This is a genomic window from Roseovarius bejariae (genome assembly GCF_009669325.1).
GTDB lineage: Bacteria > Pseudomonadota > Alphaproteobacteria > Rhodobacterales > Rhodobacteraceae > Roseovarius > Roseovarius bejariae.
On sequence record NZ_SZWE01000001.1, the window covers coordinates 1,971,540 to 1,988,392 of the forward strand.

Annotated in this window: 15 protein-coding genes; 6 read left to right on the plus strand and 9 right to left on the minus strand. The window is 56.5% G+C overall.

The window, feature by feature from the left end; translation table 11 throughout:
• Positions 1 to 1,578, minus strand: coding sequence for a DUF5928 domain-containing protein (locus FDP25_RS09440; RefSeq protein WP_154151106.1), 1,578 nt, complete (start codon positions 1,576 to 1,578; stop codon positions 1 to 3).
• 146 nt (positions 1,579 to 1,724) lie between these two features.
• Between FDP25_RS09440 and FDP25_RS09445 the strand changes: the two genes are divergently transcribed.
• Entirely contained in the window at positions 1,725 to 2,543 is an 819-nt protein-coding gene (locus FDP25_RS09445; protein WP_154151108.1) for a sulfotransferase family protein, read from the plus strand.
• Positions 2,544 to 2,891: 348 nt separating this feature from the next.
• On the opposite strand, the gene FDP25_RS09450 is transcribed toward FDP25_RS09445, so the two are convergent.
• Together FDP25_RS09450 and nth are read right to left on the minus strand one after the other, a co-directional pair.
• Positions 2,892 to 3,878, minus strand: coding sequence for an adenosine kinase (locus FDP25_RS09450; protein WP_154151110.1), 987 nt, complete (start codon positions 3,876 to 3,878; stop codon positions 2,892 to 2,894).
• Complete coding sequence (nth, locus tag FDP25_RS09455) at positions 3,875 to 4,519, minus strand: endonuclease III (protein ID WP_154151112.1); 645 nt, start codon at positions 4,517 to 4,519, stop codon at positions 3,875 to 3,877. The genes FDP25_RS09450 and nth overlap by 4 nt, the downstream gene beginning before the upstream one ends.
• Positions 4,520 to 4,619: 100 nt before the next feature.
• Here nth and FDP25_RS09460 point away from each other — a divergent pair, with 100 nt between their 5' ends.
• Together FDP25_RS09460 and FDP25_RS09465 are read left to right on the plus strand one after the other, a co-directional pair.
• Positions 4,620 to 5,459, plus strand: coding sequence for a methylated-DNA--[protein]-cysteine S-methyltransferase (locus FDP25_RS09460; RefSeq protein WP_154151114.1), 840 nt, complete (start codon positions 4,620 to 4,622; stop codon positions 5,457 to 5,459).
• Positions 5,460 to 5,579: 120 nt separating this feature from the next.
• Positions 5,580 to 6,242, plus strand: a complete 663-nt coding sequence (locus FDP25_RS09465; protein ID WP_154151116.1) for a YiaD family glycine zipper/OmpA-like lipoprotein — start codon at positions 5,580 to 5,582, stop codon at positions 6,240 to 6,242.
• A 72-nt stretch (positions 6,243 to 6,314) separates the two neighbouring features.
• On the opposite strand, the gene FDP25_RS09470 is transcribed toward FDP25_RS09465, so the two are convergent.
• The gene (locus tag FDP25_RS09470; protein WP_154151118.1) at positions 6,315 to 7,274 is read right to left on the minus strand and encodes an L-malyl-CoA/beta-methylmalyl-CoA lyase; all 960 of its coding nucleotides are present in this window, start codon (positions 7,272 to 7,274) and stop codon (positions 6,315 to 6,317) included.
• A 277-nt stretch (positions 7,275 to 7,551) separates the two neighbouring features.
• On the opposite strand from FDP25_RS09470, the gene FDP25_RS09475 reads away from it, so the two are divergent.
• From FDP25_RS09475 to FDP25_RS09485, 3 genes are all read left to right on the plus strand, one after another.
• Positions 7,552 to 8,853: an MFS transporter gene (locus FDP25_RS09475; protein ID WP_246175803.1), complete on the plus strand. Its 1,302-nt coding sequence runs from the start codon at positions 7,552 to 7,554 to the stop codon at positions 8,851 to 8,853.
• Between the two features lie 131 nt (positions 8,854 to 8,984).
• The gene (gene dgcN, locus FDP25_RS09480) at positions 8,985 to 9,986 is read left to right on the plus strand and encodes an N-acetyltransferase DgcN (protein WP_154153348.1); all 1,002 of its coding nucleotides are present in this window, start codon (positions 8,985 to 8,987) and stop codon (positions 9,984 to 9,986) included.
• A 942-nt stretch (positions 9,987 to 10,928) separates the two neighbouring features.
• Positions 10,929 to 11,654, plus strand: coding sequence for a hypothetical protein (locus FDP25_RS09485; protein WP_154151120.1), 726 nt, complete (start codon positions 10,929 to 10,931; stop codon positions 11,652 to 11,654).
• Between the two features lie 1,334 nt (positions 11,655 to 12,988).
• Here the strand turns inward: FDP25_RS09485 and FDP25_RS17455 are convergent.
• The 5 genes from FDP25_RS17455 to FDP25_RS09505 form a co-directional block, all read right to left on the minus strand.
• On the minus strand, positions 12,989 to 13,162 hold the full coding sequence (locus FDP25_RS17455; protein WP_172982779.1) for a hypothetical protein: 174 nt from the start codon (positions 13,160 to 13,162) through the stop codon (positions 12,989 to 12,991).
• Positions 13,143 to 13,271 (minus strand): hypothetical protein, encoded by a 129-nt coding sequence (locus FDP25_RS17460; protein ID WP_425500509.1) that lies wholly within the window; start codon positions 13,269 to 13,271, stop codon positions 13,143 to 13,145. Before FDP25_RS17460 ends, FDP25_RS17455 begins: the two co-directional genes overlap by 20 nt.
• A 542-nt stretch (positions 13,272 to 13,813) precedes the next feature.
• The gene (locus FDP25_RS09495) at positions 13,814 to 14,017 is read right to left on the minus strand and encodes a hypothetical protein (RefSeq protein WP_154151124.1); all 204 of its coding nucleotides are present in this window, start codon (positions 14,015 to 14,017) and stop codon (positions 13,814 to 13,816) included.
• 752 nt (positions 14,018 to 14,769) lie between these two features.
• Positions 14,770 to 15,381, minus strand: coding sequence for a hypothetical protein (locus FDP25_RS09500; protein ID WP_172982780.1), 612 nt, complete (start codon positions 15,379 to 15,381; stop codon positions 14,770 to 14,772).
• Positions 15,382 to 15,792: 411 nt separating this feature from the next.
• The gene (locus FDP25_RS09505; RefSeq protein WP_154151128.1) at positions 15,793 to 16,728 is read right to left on the minus strand and encodes an IS1595 family transposase; all 936 of its coding nucleotides are present in this window, start codon (positions 16,726 to 16,728) and stop codon (positions 15,793 to 15,795) included.
• Positions 16,729 to 16,853: the final 125 nt, after the last annotated feature.

The window sequence follows — 16,853 nt, forward strand, 5'->3', positions numbered from 1 at the left end:
TCAATCGGCAAAGAGATGCTCGGTCCGGGCGATTTCTAGCGCCTTGTCGTGGGGCACATCAAGGAAAGGGGCGATGGCATTTGCGTGTATCTCGCTGTCCTCGCCCTCGCGCAGGATGTGGTGGTTCTCAAACTCGGCATCGCGGATGCGGTCGGATTCGAAAACCATATCGGCGCGGATCGTGGGCAAGAGCCGCTCAAGGGTTTCATCCGGGGTCTGCTCACCCGCAAGGCCCACGCGCATGGCGTGGCCGATCATGTAATCGTCGGAAAACTTGGTTTGAATTTCCAGCAGCTTGGTCACCGACCGATCGCCGCAGAAATCCTGTAGAAGGTCGATGTTGCCCGGGTCCATGCAGACGATCAGGCGGTCGGTGTCGTAATAGTCGAACAACATCCGCATCAGGGCGCGGCGGTGACGGGTGCGTTTGCCCAGCGTGGCCTGAATGCCACCCAAATCGGGAAGCGGCGTCGATTCCTCGTTAAAGAGGTATTCGACGGTGGGAATATTGGTTTGCTGGCGGATTTTATCCAGCAGGCGTTTGGCCACGTGCCATTTCTTGCAGACCACGATCATCAACTCGCGGTCGCGGCCAAGGGTGCTTTCGGTTTCCCAGAAACGCGTGGCGAAGCGGCGGCCGATGCGGCCCCGGCCACTGAGGAACTTGAACAGGCTGCGGCCTTCGTTGGAAATCTTGAACTCGGCCTCATCATTGGCATAGAGCGCGCCGAGGCGGGTCTTGAGTTCGGTTGCCTCGGCGCTGATTTTCCGGGCAAACAGGAAATCCTGACTCAGCAACAGGTCGTAGTGATCGTTGTAGAAGGTCACCGGCATACCGTAGTCGGTGAACATCAGGAAGGTCAGGGTGCGCGTGCGGATTTCCTGTTCCGGGACGAGGTGGCGCACAAGGGTCTGGAAAAAGGTTTCATCGGGAATCCATGTGGTGCGGAAAAAGCGCATCACGTCGCGGCGGCGGCGGGTAAAGTCGATGATCCATTCGATGGTGCGGCGGCGCAGGCACCACCATTGGCTACCGATCTGAACCTGGATGTCCTCGGGAATCCTGCGTGTCAGGCCAAGGCGTTTTTGCAGGTTGTAGGAGGTGTAGAAGCGCCATTTCTGGGTGCGTTCGTTGAAGAAGTGGCGGTAGACCAACCGCTCTTCCTTCATGCCGGTCTTGATCCAGTCACTGTCGAAATAGTCAAAGCTTTCGATGTAATCGACATCGTTGGCATCAAGGAACTCATGCGCATATTGGGCCGATTTTATCGCCGCGCAATCGCCCGACAGCATGTAGAAATGCGTGGCGCGCGGGAATTGATCGACGGCTGCCTCGACCGCGTAAAGCGTGGCCTGCACGAGGGACCATTCCCCCCAGCCGCATTTGATGCGCTTTTTCGCGAAGGTGACGTTGGGATTGTCGGCAAGGCTTTCGCGAATCTTGTTGAAATGTTCGGGTTTGGCGCGGGCGTCGAAATGGATCGACATGTAATCCCCGGCGGCCGTGAGCATGTTGGCCTGCTTGATGATCGCGTCCGGATCCTTGTGGCACAGAAGTATGAACGCGATTTTCGCCATTGCCGAAACAATTTACCTTTATCTGTTTTGCTGTTTACAGTGATAGTCCCGAAGCCGTCCTGAATAAACAGGGTTTCTTTGTATTTTTTAAAGGGTTAAATAACGAACAACCCGGAAAAAGGGATTTTATCGCGGAGGCTGCGAGCATGGGATTTCCCGGAACATGGATGACCGAAAGCGAAAGCGTGGTCTATCGCGTGGTGCCGAAGTGCGCCTGTTCGACCATTGGTCAGATCATGTATTATTCCGATCATGGCGAGTTCTTTGACGGCGACATACACGATGCCGAAACGGGCCTGCACAAATGGGCGCGGGAAGACAGCCAGCCCTTGATCAAGGCGAACGTGAAAACGCATACCTCATATGCCTTCACCTGCGTACGCAACCCCTATACCCGCATTCTGTCCAGCTTCTTCGACAAGATCTGCGGCATCCAGCGGAACGGCAAACGCTATCGCGGTAAGCTGGTGCCGCTTCTGATCCAGAAATACGGGATCGAAGTGGGCGGCGAGGATGGCAAGCAGGAGTTCGACCAGATCCAAAGCTTCCGCCGCTTTTTGTTGTTCGCCCGCGATACCATCCGCTGGCGGCGACCGATGGACCCCGATATTCATTGGTCGGCGATGGCCGGGCATGTCTCGACCTTCATCGTGAATGGCGGCACCTACGACAAGATTTTCTGGACCGAGTCCTTCAACGACGGGATGAGTGAGGTTCTGGATGCGATCAAGACCAAGCACGATGTCGATTTGGAGACCATTCCACGTTTCAACGAAAGCGAGGGGCATGGGCCCAAGCGGGCGCATCAGGTGGAGGACTATTTCGACGATCTGTCGATGCACCTGGTGAAAGAGATTTATCACCGCGATTTCGAGTTGTTCAAATACGACTTTGACGACCCTTCGAACAAGATGCCCATCGGCGAGATCGATCTTGACGAGGTACACGCCAAGCTGGGCGAATGATCTGTTGAAACCAGTGATCTGGGGGCGCTGCCCCCGACGTTGAACCCCTGCGGGGTTCAACGCCTCCCCCGGGGTATTTTCACCAAGAAAAAGCGGCTTACGCTTTGTTAACCCTGCTCTGACTAGAGTGGTCGTGCGGTACAGGCTGGGGAGCCGATGACCGCCCAAGGAAAAGCCGCCGCGCTTTGGTCGGTTTGCATCGGCAGAGGTCCGAACGACGCCGCCAGGCAAGGCATGCTTTCACGGTGCGCCCTGTGCCCCGAGACCGGGGATGGGGCGCACCTTTTGGTTTTTTCTTGGTAAAAATACCCAAATCCGACAGGTGCCGTTGGAGTGGTGGTCGGAGGTTCAGATCAAGCCTTCGGCAGAAAAAAGCGCCTTCACATCAGCCTGCGGACGCGCGCCATAGTGGGTGATGACCTCACCAGCGGCGATGCAGCCCATGCGTCCGGCCACGTCGAGCGGCGCGCCGCTGGCCATGCCGAAGAGGAAGCCGGCGGCGAATTGATCGCCCGCGCCGGTGGTGTCGAGCGGGGCAATCGGGCTGACCGGGACGCTGATGCTGTCGTCGCCTTCGGTGATCACCACGTCATGGCCCGAGCGGGTACAGACGATCAGTCCGCTTTCGCTGGCGGCGTGTTCGAGGGCGGTGCCGAGGTCATCGGTTTCGAAGAGCGATTTCCATTCGTGTTCGTTGCCGAGGACGAAGTCCAGTTCTCCCAACAGTTTGCGGAAGTCGCCGCGGTGGCGGTCGACGCAGAAGGGATCGGAGAGGGAAATCCCGGCCTTGCCGCCACCTGCGCGGCAGGCGCGCGCGGCGGCTTGGAAGGCGTCTTTACCCTTGGGTTTATCGAACAGGTAGCCTTCGAGGAAGAGCAACTCTGCCGCGCCAGCCACGCTATCGTCAACATCGTCTGGGCCGAGTTCGGAGGAGATGCCGAGGTAGGTATTCATCGAGCGTTCGCCGTCGGGCGATACGAAGATCATGCAACGCGAGGTGGGCAGTTCGCCGTTGGGCACGGGTGCATTGACGAAATCGATGCCCTCGTCGGTCATGGCATTGGCATAGTAGTGGCCCAGTTCATCGTCGTGCACGCGGCCGATAAAGCCGGTCTTGAGGCCCATGGCCCCCAGCCCCGCGATGGTATTTGCGACCGAGCCGCCGGGCATTTGCGTGCGGTTTTCCATTTGGTCGAACAGGAATTCGCCGCGCTCTTGCTCGACCAGTTGCATGACGCCCTTGTCGATGCCCATGCGGGTCAGGAAGTGATCGTCGGCCTGGGAGATCACGTCGACCACGGCGTTGCCGATGCCGACGGCTTGGTATTTCGTCATATGGTTTTGTCCTCGAATTGGCAGAGGTCGCGGATGATGCAGGTGGGGCACATCGGTTTGCGCGCCTTACAGTGATAGCGCCCATGCAGGATGAGCCAATGGTGAGCGTGTTGTTGGAAATCCACGGGGATATTGTCTTCGATGGCGCGCTCCACGGCGTCGACGTTCTTGCCGGGGCAGATGCCGGTGCGGTTACCGACGCGGAAAATGTGGGTATCGACGGCCTGTGCCGGGTAGTGCCACCACATGTTCAGCACAACATTCGCGGTTTTGCGGCCCACACCCGGCAGGGATTGCAGGGCGGCGCGGGAGTTGGGAACCATGCCGTCATACTCCTCGACAAGGATTTTCGACAGCTTCATCACGTTCTTGGCTTTGTTGCGGTACAGGCCGATAGTCTTGATATGCTCGATCAGGCCGTCCTCGCCCAGGTCCAGCATTTTTTGCGGGGTGTCGGCGATTTTGAACAGCTCGCGCGTGGCGCGGTTGACGCCCGCATCGGTGGCCTGTGCCGAAAGGGCGACGGCCACGACAAGAGTATAGGCGTTGACGTGCTCCAACTCACCTTTGGGCTCGGGCTCGGCCTCGTGGAAGCGGGTGAAAATCTCGCGGATCGTATGGTAATCTAGCTGCTTGGCCATGGCGCCCCATATGCCCCGAAAGGTGAGGATGCGCAACATTCGGGTCGCGGTGGGGGCGTGGGGCGCTTAATCTGGCGGTCAACAGACATGAGGACCCGCGATGTCAGAAGCCGGATCAGAGCAAACCTATCATTACAACGTCATGCGCCGGGCGCTTGATCTGATGGATGAGGCGGAGGCGCCGCTGTCGCTTGAGGCGTTGGCGGCGCGGATGGATATGAGCCCGGCGCATTTCCAGCGGGTGTTCTCGGCCTGGGTGGGTGTTTCGCCGAAGCGGTATCAGCAATACTTGCGGCTTGGTCATGCCAAGGCGTTGTTGGCCGAACGGCACACGGTTCTGGAGGCCGCGCATGAGGCGGGGCTGTCGGGCACGGGGCGATTGCATGACCTGTTCCTGCGGTGGGAGGCGATGAGCCCCGGCGAGTATGCCCGGGGCGGTGCGGGCCTGACCATTCGCTATGGTTGGTTCGACAGCCCCTTTGGCGAGGCATTGGCCATGGGGACGGACCGCGGGTTGTGCGGCCTTGCCTTTACGGGCGAATTCGGGCGCGATTGGACATGGGAGGATATGGCCGGACGTTGGCCCGGGGCGCGGTTTGAGGAGGTGCCCGAGGCAATTGCCCCATGGGTCGAGGCCGCCTTTGCAGGGCGCGGGGAAGCGGCGCTGCATATGATCGGCGCGCCTTTCCAGATCAAGGTGTGGGAGGCCTTGCTGCAAATCCCGTCGGGGCATGTGACCACCTATTCCGATATTGCGCAGGCCATCGGCAACCCGCGCGCGGTGCGTGCCGTGGGGACGGCGGTGGGGCGCAATCCGGTCAGCTTCCTGATCCCGTGCCACAGGGCCTTGCGCAAGTCGGGGGCCTTGGGTGGCTATCACTGGGGCCTGCCCGTGAAACGCGCCATTCTTGCGTGGGAAAGTGCCCGCGCCGAGGCCTGAACCTGTTAAAATGCGCGAAATGATGCCGATTTCCCCTCGGATTTGCCTTGGGGAATGCCGGTAGGTTGCTTATTTTCATCGTAAGCCCGAGCGTTCGGGCACCATTTTTACGAGGCGATCATGATGCGAGCGAAAAAATCCATTCTGGCCCTGTCGGGCCTGTCCCTTCTGGCCGTGACGGCCTGTACCGATCCGGCGCAGGTGGGCAACGACCCGCGGCAAAACACCAAGGGCGGTGCCGTTCTTGGCGGTGTCATCGGGGCCGGTCTGGGCGCCTTGGTCAGTGATGACAAAGCCAAGGGGGCGATCATTGGCGGCGCGGTTGGCGCGGCCGGTGGCGCCGCGGTTGGCAATGCGCTGGACAAGCAAGAGGCCGAGTTGCGCCAGCAGTTGGACAACGACGATGTGCAGATCACCAACACCGGTGATCGCCTGATCGTGACCATGCCGCAGGATATCCTGTTCGATGTGGACAGTTCCACGGTTTACCCGGGGCTTCGGTCTGACCTTCTGACGGTGGCGGATAACCTGCGGTCCTATCCGGATTCGACGGTGCAGGTGGTCGGGCATACCGATAACACCGGGTCTGCCAGCTATAACCAGGCGCTGTCGGAGCGGCGGGCAAATGCCGTGGCGGACGTGTTGATGGATGGTGGTGTGGCCTTCGAACGCATCCAGACCTATGGCCGGGGTGAGAATCAGCCCGTGGCCTCGAACCTGACCGAGGAGGGCAAGCGCCAGAACCGCCGGGTCGAGATCGTGATCCTGCCGACGGCGGCCTGATCTGAGCGACACGCAAAAGAAAACCCCGGCTGGTTTATAACCTGCCGGGGTTTTTTGTGTCTAAGCAGGGGCTTACATGCTTTCGATCATTTCGGCCTGTTTGACGATCACCTCGGCCTGCTTGATCGACGCGATGTCGACAAGGCGGCCCTTGTAGGTGGTTGCCCCTTCGCCGCGCGCCTTGGCCTCTTCCATGGCTTGCAGGATTTCGCGGGCTTCCTGCACGGCCTCGGCGGTGGGGGTGAAGACCTCGTTCGCAAGGGCGATCTGCTTGGGGTGGATGGCCCATTTGCCGACCATGCCGAGGGTGGCCGAGCGGAGGGCCTGCGCACGGAAGCCTTCGTCGTCGGAAAAATCGCCGAAGGGGCCATCGACCGGCAAGAGGCCGTGGGTGCGGCAGGCCGCGACGATGGCGGTTTGCGCCCAGTGCCACGGATCGGACCAGTATTTCTCGCCCTCGCGGATCATGTAGTAGTTTTCCTGCGTGCCGCCGATGCCGGTGGTGGCCATGCCCATGGAGGCGGCGAAGTCGGCCGCGCCAAGGCTGAGCGCCTGCATCCGGGGGCTGGCGGCGGCGATGGCTTCGACATGGGCGATGCCGGCGGCGGATTCGATGATCGCCTCGAAGCTGATCCGCTTGGCACGGCCCTTGGCGGCCTCGATCGCGGTGACGAGGGCGTCGACGGCATAGATATCCTCGGCGCAGCCCGCCTTGGGGATCATGATCTGGTCGAGGCGGTCGCCGGCTTTCTCCAGCAGATCAACCACGTCGCGGTACCAGTAAGGGGTATCCAGCCCGTTGATCCGGACGCTGAGGTACTTGTTGCCCCAGTCGACATCGTTGATCGCCTGAATGGTGTTTTCGCGGGCGACGTCCTTGTCGGTGGGCGAGACGGAGTCTTCGAGGTCGATGTTGATCACATCGGCGGCGCTGGCGGCCATTTTCTCGAACAGCTTGGTGTTGGAGCCCGGGCCGAACAATTGGCAGCGGTTGGGGCGCGCGGGGGCGGGGGGTTGGAGGCGGAAGCTCATCTCTGACACCTTTTCAAAAGTTTCAAGAACGGTTGCTTCAGCGGTATATAATTGCACACCCACCTGCAACCCGGTTTTGTGACGCAGTGCAGCATCGCGCCAGCCGGTACTTATCGGTGAATCAAAGTTAACATACTGAAATCACGGGAAAACCCCGATCTGCAAACCATCGGTATCGCGTCGGTATTCCGTCGGTGTCGAATGCGGCAGTGCAGCAGATTAACGGGCGGCGTGCATTTCCCATGCCTTTTGGCCTTATTCGCGTCGAGTGGTATCGATGCGACCTTTGCCGTCGGAAACAGAGGTGCAGCGGATCTTCGTCCCGTGGCACTCGGGGGATATGCGACGTGCCTTGATCGACAACTGGCCCCTGTTTCTGGGGATGCTCATGCTGATGGTGGCCAACGGGTTGTTGGTGACCCTGCTGACGATCCGGGGCAGCACCCTTGGATTTTCGGAGCTGGCGATTTCGATCATGCAGGCGGGGTATCCGCTGGGGGCGCTGGTGGGGACGATCCTGACCCCGCGGCTGATCGAGAAAGTCGGGCATATCCGTGTGTTCTCGGCCTTGGCCTCGATGGTGTCGGCGGCGGCGATCATGCACCTTTTGACAAGCGACCCCGTCACATGGACCGGGATGCGCCTGTTGGCAGGCTTCTGTTTTCCGGGGCTTTACGTGATCACCGAAAGCTGGCTGAACGCCAAGACGGAAAACCGCATCCGGGCGCAGGTTCTGTCGGTCTATTTCATCACGCAATCGGCGGGCCCCGCCATCGGGACGGCCATGGTGGGCCTGCCCGACCCGTCGGGCAGTTTGCTGTTTGGCTTGGCATCGATCCTGCTGTCGGTGGCGATTGTGCCGTTGTTGCTGTCAGGCGTCCGTGCGCCGGACTACACGGTGCCTGACCGGATGCCGGTGAAGCGGCTTTACAAGGTGTCGCCTGTGGCGGTTCTGGGAATCGTTGTGACCGCGATTGGCGTTTCGGCATGGTTCATCGCCCTGCCGCTATATGCGTTGCAAGCCGGGTTCAGCGAGGCGCAGGCCTCGGGGGCCCTGGTGGTGGCGATGATCGCCGGGGCGGTGGTGCAATACCCGGTGGGTTGGATTTCGGACCAGACCGACCGGCGTTTCGTGGTCATGGGGTTGGCGACGGTCAGCGTTCTGGCCGCGCTATGGATGATCATGGACAGCGCGCCGGGGCATCTGGTGGCCGGGTTCGCGGTGATCGCGGCGATGACCCTGCCGCTGTATTCGATCCTTGCGGCCCATGCCAACGACCAGTTGAGTGCCGGGCAGATCGTTCCCGCCAGTGGCACGATGGCCTTCCTGATGCAGTTGGGACAGGTCTTTGGCATCTTTATCGGGCCAAACGTGGTGCCCTTGTTAGCGGGGCGGGGCCTGCCGGTCCTGGTGGCGGCAATCGGCGCGATGGTGGTGTTGATCGCCTTGACGCGGAAACTACGCGCCGAAGCGCCGGACGACACCGGGGAGTTCGTGCCGACCGGCGTGATCGGCATGGCGCAACCGGGCATGTTGCAGGCCGAAGTTATGGCCGAAGACGAAGAAGAATCTTCGTGAAACTTGGCGAAACCAAGAAGAACCTTGCGCAAGTTGCGCCTCTCTAGGGGATTTCCGTAGGATTTCGCGCCTTACGCGTCGCAAACTGTCGTGAAGCTTTGATTCCCACTATGAGAGGTGCTGCCATGTCGATGATCGAGACCCCTTACCTGCTGTTTCTGGGTGATGCCCCCGATATGCTGGCGGCCAAGGTGGCCATTGGTATTCGTGACTGGCGGCCCGATAACGCCGTGGGACAGTTTCGGCTTGAGGGCTGCGGGGCCGATCTGGGCCTGACGGACATGACCCTTGAAGAGGCCAAGGCAGCGGGAGCCAAGACGCTGGTGATCGGCGTGGCGAACCGGGGTGGCGTGATTTCGAAAGAGTGGAAAAAGGTTCTGGTGGCCGCGCTGGAAGAAGGGTTCGACCTTGCGGCGGGCCTGCACAACTTGTTGCGCGACGAGCCGGACCTCGTGGCGGTGGCCGAGGCGACGGGCCGCTCCCTGCATGATGTGCGGGTGCCCGAGGTGGAGTACCCGATTGCCGATGGCAAGACGCGGCGCGGCAAGCGGTGCCTGCCGGTGGGGACCGATTGTTCGGTTGGCAAGATGTATACCGCCATGGCGATGGAGCGCGACATGAAGGAACGTGGCATGAAGGCCACCTTCCGCGCTACGGGACAGACCGGCATCCTGATCACCGGGGATGGTGTGCCGCTGGACGCGGTGATCGCCGATTTCATGGCCGGGTCGGTCGAGTGGCTGAGCCCGGACAACGACGAGGATCACTGGGACCTGATCGAAGGACAGGGGAGCCTGTTCCATGTCTCGTTCTCGGGGGTGACCATGGCGCTTATTCATGGCGGTCAGCCCGATGCCCTGATCCTGTGCCACGAGCCGACCCGCGCGCACATGCGCGGCCTGCCGGATTACACGCTGCCGACGCTGGAGGAGTTGCGCGACACGGCGCTGCCCTTGGCGCGGGTTGCCAACCCGGGGTGCGTGGTGGCCGGGGTTTCGGTCAACACGCAGCATATGGGCGAGGAGGAGGCCAAGGCCTATCTGGCCGAGGTCGAGACACGCATGGGCCTGCCCGCGACGGACCCGTATCGCTTCGGGTCGGGCAAACTGGTGGATGCGCTGGCCGCCCTGTGATCTGATCTTGGTGCCGGGTGTTCCCGTCGGATGCCTCCGGCGGGAGAGATACCAAGCGTAAAAACACAATTTTCTATGCACCTATGCATTTTGCACCCGGTAAAACCTCATTTTTATCCACATGCCGTTTTCAGCCAAAATCACCTAACCTGGCTTGCCACTGATGCCGCTGTAGAAATGATCATACTGTGCTTATTTTGTTGAAAAATTGGCGTTTGATCGAATGATAGGTCGCTGATTCAATTTGCCGCTTAGGGAAGGAATGGTGATGAATGGGCCGAGGCAGGAAACACAAGCGGTGTCGGTCTACTAGGGTCTGTGGGCAGAAATCATAAAGCGATGAGAGCTGCGGCGAGGATCTAGTTGGCGGTGTAGCTGCAATCAGTTTTTTTTCGTAAAGTGTGGCTATTCTCCTGAATTCATTCATTTTGGCAAAGTAGTTCTCGACCAAGTGACGCCACTTATAAGTGCTGGCGTCATAGTCACGCTGGCGCTTTCGGTTCGTTTTCGAGGGGGCACTGCGGTTGCCCCTCGCGCGTCGAGTTCTATCATGAGCCAATTAGCATCGAACGCCTAGTCCGCCAGCAGCGTCCCGAACGAGATTTTTCGGATCAAGGGTGAAACGTCTTTTCATTGAAGTGGGACCACTTCATACATTCGTTCAGTGGACGATGATGCGCTGAAAACCAAAATCCATCAACTGAACCTGACTAAGGACACGATCTATTCAAGTAGGCCCGTGCCATGCAAAATTTGAGCGGTTGATTCGTTAAATGTGGCGCAAAAATGGAAACAATCATGGTCCAACAGATTGATCGTCGAGGTGTGCTGCAGGATTCAACAGCCGTAGGTTGAAAAATGGCGTTTTGCTATGAGTGCAGTTGGTTAGGCTGCCGGAATACGGCAATATAATGGCAAAACATGGTAAGCAGGAGCTTTCATATGGCTGTAAGTGAACTTAAGGCCGGGGTTTGGGCTGGGGCGATTGCTATTTCGATTCTGGCCTCGACTGCATCGGCGTCGACACTCTCGTTGACCTATCATGGCGCAACTAGCGGCAATGACAGAAAAACTGTCACAATTAACAAGGCGCCGCCGGATTATCCCGGATCAGGCGAATGGCCGCGAACAGTCGGTGCATGGGGCTTCAAGATGAAGGACTCCTCAGGTTTATTGGGAGATTTTGTTGCTTGGTGCCTGGATGTGGGCGACTTCCTTTCGACCTCACCGACTGATGATAAACCCTACGAAATCACCGAAAACCCATTCACTAACAGTGAAGGACTGACTGACACCCAACAGGTCCGCGTCGAATCCATATTCAATGCGAACTATGGCGGAGTCGATATTGAGGATGGCCTTGAGGCGGCTGCCTTTCAATTGGCATTGTGGGAGGCGCTTTATGACGATGATTATAATCTCACCGATGGTGATTTTAAGGCGAGCGCGAACGCCGGCATCACAAATATAGCAGATGATTATTTAACTTCAGGCGCTTCTTACGACGGCTCGTCAAAGTTCCGGTTCTCATATTTGGAGAGTTCCGGCAATCACAAGTATCAAAACCTCGTCACGGTAACGCCCGTCCCGCTTCCGGGGGCCGCCGGCATGCTCATATTGGCACTCGGCAGCATAGGGCTGGTGAAGCGCCGGTCCAAAGCCATCTAAGCCGTTGTAGGTTGTGGAGGACAACACTCGTCTAGTGGGAATGATCAAAAGTTTTATATAAAAATTGCATGGCAAACGAGTTATCCTGAATCTCCAATCCCACTATCACCGGCTGAATGCCCATGAGTTTTCTAACAGACGTCATATTGCAGGCCAGCACGTGCAAAATTATCCGGATTGGCATAAAGTCAGCCGTGTCACTTTGGAGTCTGTCGCCTTTAATCACGATGTGATGCTTCCGTATGGACACTTTACAATCATGCGTCGGACATTCATTTTTCTGAGTCAAGTTGCACATAAAATTCATCGAAATTTTTGACTCCGTCACCGGTGAACCTGGCCATCCGGCGGTAAATATGTATCCCGGTACCAAGCATCACGAGGCACAAAACTTGGCTCAACCCCCTGAGTCGAGCAGGCTCGGGTGGTCTCATCCACCCCTCTGGCCGTCCGCCTTCGCCACGTGGGAACTGTCTAACGTGCTCAAAGAGTCACGCTATCCCGAACGTGCTTCCGAGCACGTTTCGGGATATTGTTTGGAAAGGCGCACCAGGCCATTCGATCATCTTGGTGAATTAGAGCGGCATTCGCAGGAAATCCTTCTGACGACGCTCAATTGCGAACCTTTGTGGCCTCGCTTAAAATCCATCCCCGAATATGCTTAATAGTGCAAATTTACACCGCAACGCGGCCATATTGTTGCCTGCGTGAAAACAGACACTTTCCTTTGAGCATGTAGATCATGCCCAAAATTTCTGAAAATCTAAGCTTTGTGGAGGGGCCGGTCAATTATCTGTCCGTTTCATTAGTCAAAATTTCGATTGTAGCCCCTCCACACGACCGCGAAAGATTTTAGCTGGGGCGACTTAAGACCCTTTTCAAGAGGACCCACCTGAGCACACCTAACGTGGCCTAAATTAGTAATTGAGTCAGGCTACGGGGTCGCAAATCAAAAGAGAGGCCAGAAGTGGAAAACCGACGGAGAGCCTAAGAAATATGCACACCCAAGACGGCACAACTGATATCCGGTCCTTGTTTCGATTTCACACTGCATGGAGCAAGGTGAAAAGAGAGCGAAGTGAACACTCGATGAGCTTCGAGGATTCCATTAATTTGCGAATTTTTCTTATGACAGACTTCAACGAAGCGAAAAGCTGGTCAGGCCTAATCGAACGCCTGACCGAGAAGGGGTTTCAGCTCGCGTTTCAGGGCGACAGATTGACACTCTTCAACAGGCATACCGGCATTGCCCTCTGCACATGCCGTTTTTTGGGCTTCAGCTTTAGAGAGCTATGTCGCTCTTTTGGAAAGCCGACTGTCATTGCAGGGTCCTGTCAGTTGCTTCCGGAGGCATAGAAGCGCTTAGCAAGAGCTTCTGGGTCAGGTGCATTCCTAAAGTAGAGCAATGTGCGCAGGTAGCGGCCATACTCAGTCTTGCCGAACTGCTCGGCGCGGGTGGCGATCGCCTCGGCGTCAATCCGGCGATTCTCAAAAAGCGATATCATCATGGCCGCCGGTTTGCAGGCCGTGCCGGGCCGGAAGGGTACGCATGAAATTGCCTGCATCGAGCAGGCTGCCATGGGTGCCAGTGTCGAGCCATGCATCACCACGCCTCATTGTCTCGACTCGCAGCTTGCCTGCTTTTGATAAAATTCCAGAAGCGAGGTGATTTCCAGTTCGCCGCGCGAATAGGGACGCACTTCTCGCGTGAGATGGGGGCGTCGCCATTAAGGAAATAGAGTCCGGTAACTGCTTTGGTCGCGTGTGGGCCTGTCACGGAATTGTTCCGCTCCTAAGGCTTGGCATTTTGCTACAACAAGAAACATCATGGCACTGAAATCAACCCCGGAATTCAACGCAGAGGCAGTGCGAGTAGTGTTGACCAGCGACCCACCGCGTAAGCAGGTGGCAGCAGATTTTGGCGTCGGCTTATTGGGGCATGCGTCCAAGGTTGGTATCAGTCAACCTCCATTTTACCTTCCAGTAGTGCTAATCAGATCGAACCTTCACCACTCTATCCAAAATCTGCGGGTCGATCTCAGTTTTCCTGATCATGTTATGGCAGTTCGGTCAAAGTCTGACTATTCAAAAGCCTCTCCCAAAGACCGGCTATGGATTTTCGCATACAAGCCTGGTCCGGACATCGCACCGAAACTCTTTTAGCCACAGCTTTTTGCATCCACGCTAACATCTGAGTGTTTCTCCATGCGGGCCGCAAGCATGATGGCTGTCCCGAGCACACTTACGGCTCCGGAAACTGCGTAAAATATAAGGCACATAAGAATACTATACCCGGTAATACCCGCAAATATTGCTGCAAAAACGCCAAAGAAGATTCCGATCATGATAAGTGCAACCACCATAAGTAACTCCTTGGCAAAACAGCGCTCGATGCGATTCACGGGTCTTGGCATACTGGTATATTCAAACTTCGCCCATACGTTGTGAATTTTTTGTTCAGAATATGGCGTCGTGAGCTAATGAAATGACTGCTTTCCTAGCAAAACGGCCCTATTGTAACGAACATTAGCGGAGATAGGAGCATCTGAAGGACATCAAGGTTTTATAAATTGATCTGGGTAATACCGTTTGCAGTTTTTCTCGGACTGGACGAAGCAAGGGCGGCGGTGTTTCTAAAAAGCCTCCAGCTACATCGGCTGCTGGATTCTCTGGGTGGGCTTTCACCCCGTGTCTTTTAGACTGAAGTAGTCCCAAATAACTGGACAGTCGGCTAAGGTGTATCCCAAACTTTTGCAGGGATACGAGAATGGCAAAGCGCCGGTACTTTACAGACCAGTTTAAGGCCAAGGTAGCGTTGTAAGCACCGCGTGGTGACAAGACCGTGTAGGTGATCGCGGCAACCCCGATCAGCAGATGCAAAGAGTAGCTTAAATTATGCCAGATCCTGTCCGACCAGACCAATGGGTAGTAGCTAAATCTCTGCATTTTTCTGCATATGCAAAGGCAACCCTTACAGCTATGAAAGCTTCCAAGTTTGCTTGTTGCGCAATTTTTGGGCGATTATATACTTAACAAAGCAGGTGGAAAATGTTAGATAAATCAGGACAGGCCGGTGCTGAAGTTGAGATTACTGATGAGATGGTGAAAGCTGGCGTTAGTGCGTTCTTTGATTTTGCGCCTGACGTTCACTTCTGCTGGGGCGGCGACGAGAAATTGGTTGCAAGAATTTATCTGGCAATGAATGCAGTGTCGCCTTCGCGTGATTGTACTCTTTCAAGATTTCGCAAACAAACTGAAAATCGTTATGTAGCTCTACGAGTTCCTCTGCGGGCATCGGGTGTATTTTTTGACGCCCGGTCGCGATAGATGAAGGGGCGGGGCCTACTTTAGGCGTGACTGTATCCCAGTCTTCTTCCAGTGGGTCTTCGTTTCCGTGAGCAACGACTGGATTGTGAGCTATATGGTTTCGATCTCCAGATAGCTCACGAATATATTCAACTAGCGAGTTCCAGAAGCTAACTTCGTGTTCATCCTTTATGCGGATGCGCACTGCGGAATCTACAAAATCAAGGAGACTTGAAAAAGCGCGGAAGCTACTCAATAGTTTGAACGCATCGTCCATTTGCCGAATTCCGAGCGCGGATGCTGCTACGACAGAAAGCTCATGTTCTAAATGGGACCATCTTGAGATTGCTGCGCCTAACGCCCAATATGTTAGAACTTGCCTGCTTTCGTAGGAGGCAAAATTCTTGAGATAAAGGTGCATCGAATTGGGATCGTCATTTGAAGACACGGTAAAGAACCTCTTAAAGATGAAGCCCAAGCCACATGTGGACAAGGGCGAAGATGGAGGCGATAAGAAGAAGGGGCGAGATGAACCCGCCCCTTCCAAGGCTAAACGCTCAGAGAGCGACTAGCAATTTCGGGGCTTTCGACGTGTGTGGCTCGATACCTTAACCGTCTTTTGTCCCGTGGGCTTGGTCTTGCACCCGCAAGACTTCCTGCCTTTGGCTGCCATTGTGCTTCACCTCCTTTCTCGCCAGATTTGGTGTGAATGCCAGTGGCAGCCGCAATATATCGAATGAGAGCAGTAGGAGTCGAATCCTATTTGTTCTTGCTGTGTTCTAACAAGATTTGACGCAACAGGCTTTGGAACGCCTTACGGGACCAAAGCTGATCAGGCACACGTCCGTGTGTCAGTCCGCCGATACGTCATGCGCTTGCCTTCGGCACCTTTAAGGATGGCGTTGGCACGCATTGTATCGTCAACTTGTTTGCTGGCGCGGTTGTTGTAACGGAACTCAAACTCTGCGGCGTAACGGTGCAGGTGTTGACGACCACAGTGCTGATAGACGCCCTTCATGCCGCGCTTGAATACGGAGAAGTAACCTTCAATTGTGTTCGTGTGCACTTCACCGCGAACATACTCGCCAGCGCCGTGGCGTGTGAAATCGTGGTCTGCAAACTCTTTCTTGAGGTTGGCATACTGCCCCGCTTCGTCGGTATAGATCACGGCCTCAGATGCGATGTTCTCGCGCAGGATCGGCAACAGCGTAGATTGCTTGAGGTCGTCCACGACGATGGACTTAGCCATGCCGGTTGAGCGATCCACGAGTGAGAGGATTTTGTATTTGTGAGCGTAGCCACGGCCCTTCTTGGTGCCTTTGGGCTTCTTGGACTTGTCACGGCCAATAAAGGTTTCATCGACCTCTACGGTGCCGCCACCGCCACCAAACGACACTGGGTCGTCATTGCGCATCGCTTCGCGGATGCGGTGGAACATGAACCAAGCGGTCTTGTACGTCACGCCAATGGTGCGGTGCAGTTGATGGGCTGAAATGCCCTTCTTGGAGGAAGCCATAAGGAAGGTGGCAAGCAACCACTTATTGAGCGGAACCTTGGAGCGCTCAAAAACAGTACCGACAGTCACGGTGAATTGCTTGCGGCAATCGCCACACTGGTAGAGACCGGGGCGGTGCTTAGCACCCTCCAGCTTTTTACACTTTTCAGTGCCGCCGCAGTGGGGGCAGAACACACCGTCAGCCCAACGCGAGGCTTCAAGGTACTCGCGTGCGGCGTCTTTGTCGGTAAAAATAGGATCGGTTAGGTTCATGGCTTCAACTCCTTGATACTCATGTGGGAATCAAGGGTTGCTTTGTCAAGTATATAATCGCCAATTTTTGGTGGGGAACTTGCGACAATCAACATCAGTTAAAGAGGCCAGCTGTAATATATGAG

Coding starts and splice junctions, on each gene's coding strand:
- FDP25_RS09440 (WP_154151106.1), bottom strand. CDS start 1,578: ATGGCGAAAATCGCGTTCATACTTCTGTGCCACAAGGATCCGGACGCG.
- FDP25_RS09445 (WP_154151108.1), top strand. CDS start 1,725: ATGGGATTTCCCGGAACATGGATGACCGAAAGCGAAAGCGTGGTCTAT.
- FDP25_RS09450 (WP_154151110.1), bottom strand. CDS start 3,878: ATGACGAAATACCAAGCCGTCGGCATCGGCAACGCCGTGGTCGACGTG.
- nth (WP_154151112.1), bottom strand. CDS start 4,519: ATGGCCAAGCAGCTAGATTACCATACGATCCGCGAGATTTTCACCCGC.
- FDP25_RS09460 (WP_154151114.1), top strand. CDS start 4,620: ATGTCAGAAGCCGGATCAGAGCAAACCTATCATTACAACGTCATGCGC.
- FDP25_RS09465 (WP_154151116.1), top strand. CDS start 5,580: ATGATGCGAGCGAAAAAATCCATTCTGGCCCTGTCGGGCCTGTCCCTT.
- FDP25_RS09470 (WP_154151118.1), bottom strand. CDS start 7,274: ATGAGCTTCCGCCTCCAACCCCCCGCCCCCGCGCGCCCCAACCGCTGC.
- FDP25_RS09475 (WP_246175803.1), top strand. CDS start 7,552: ATGCGACCTTTGCCGTCGGAAACAGAGGTGCAGCGGATCTTCGTCCCG.
- dgcN (WP_154153348.1), top strand. CDS start 8,985: ATGATCGAGACCCCTTACCTGCTGTTTCTGGGTGATGCCCCCGATATG.
- FDP25_RS09485 (WP_154151120.1), top strand. CDS start 10,929: ATGGCTGTAAGTGAACTTAAGGCCGGGGTTTGGGCTGGGGCGATTGCT.
- FDP25_RS17455 (WP_172982779.1), bottom strand. CDS start 13,162: ATGATGATATCGCTTTTTGAGAATCGCCGGATTGACGCCGAGGCGATC.
- FDP25_RS17460 (WP_425500509.1), bottom strand. CDS start 13,271: ATGAGGCGTGGTGATGCATGGCTCGACACTGGCACCCATGGCAGCCTG.
- FDP25_RS09495 (WP_154151124.1), bottom strand. CDS start 14,017: ATGGTGGTTGCACTTATCATGATCGGAATCTTCTTTGGCGTTTTTGCA.
- FDP25_RS09500 (WP_172982780.1), bottom strand. CDS start 15,381: ATGCACCTTTATCTCAAGAATTTTGCCTCCTACGAAAGCAGGCAAGTT.
- FDP25_RS09505 (WP_154151128.1), bottom strand. CDS start 16,728: ATGAACCTAACCGATCCTATTTTTACCGACAAAGACGCCGCACGCGAG.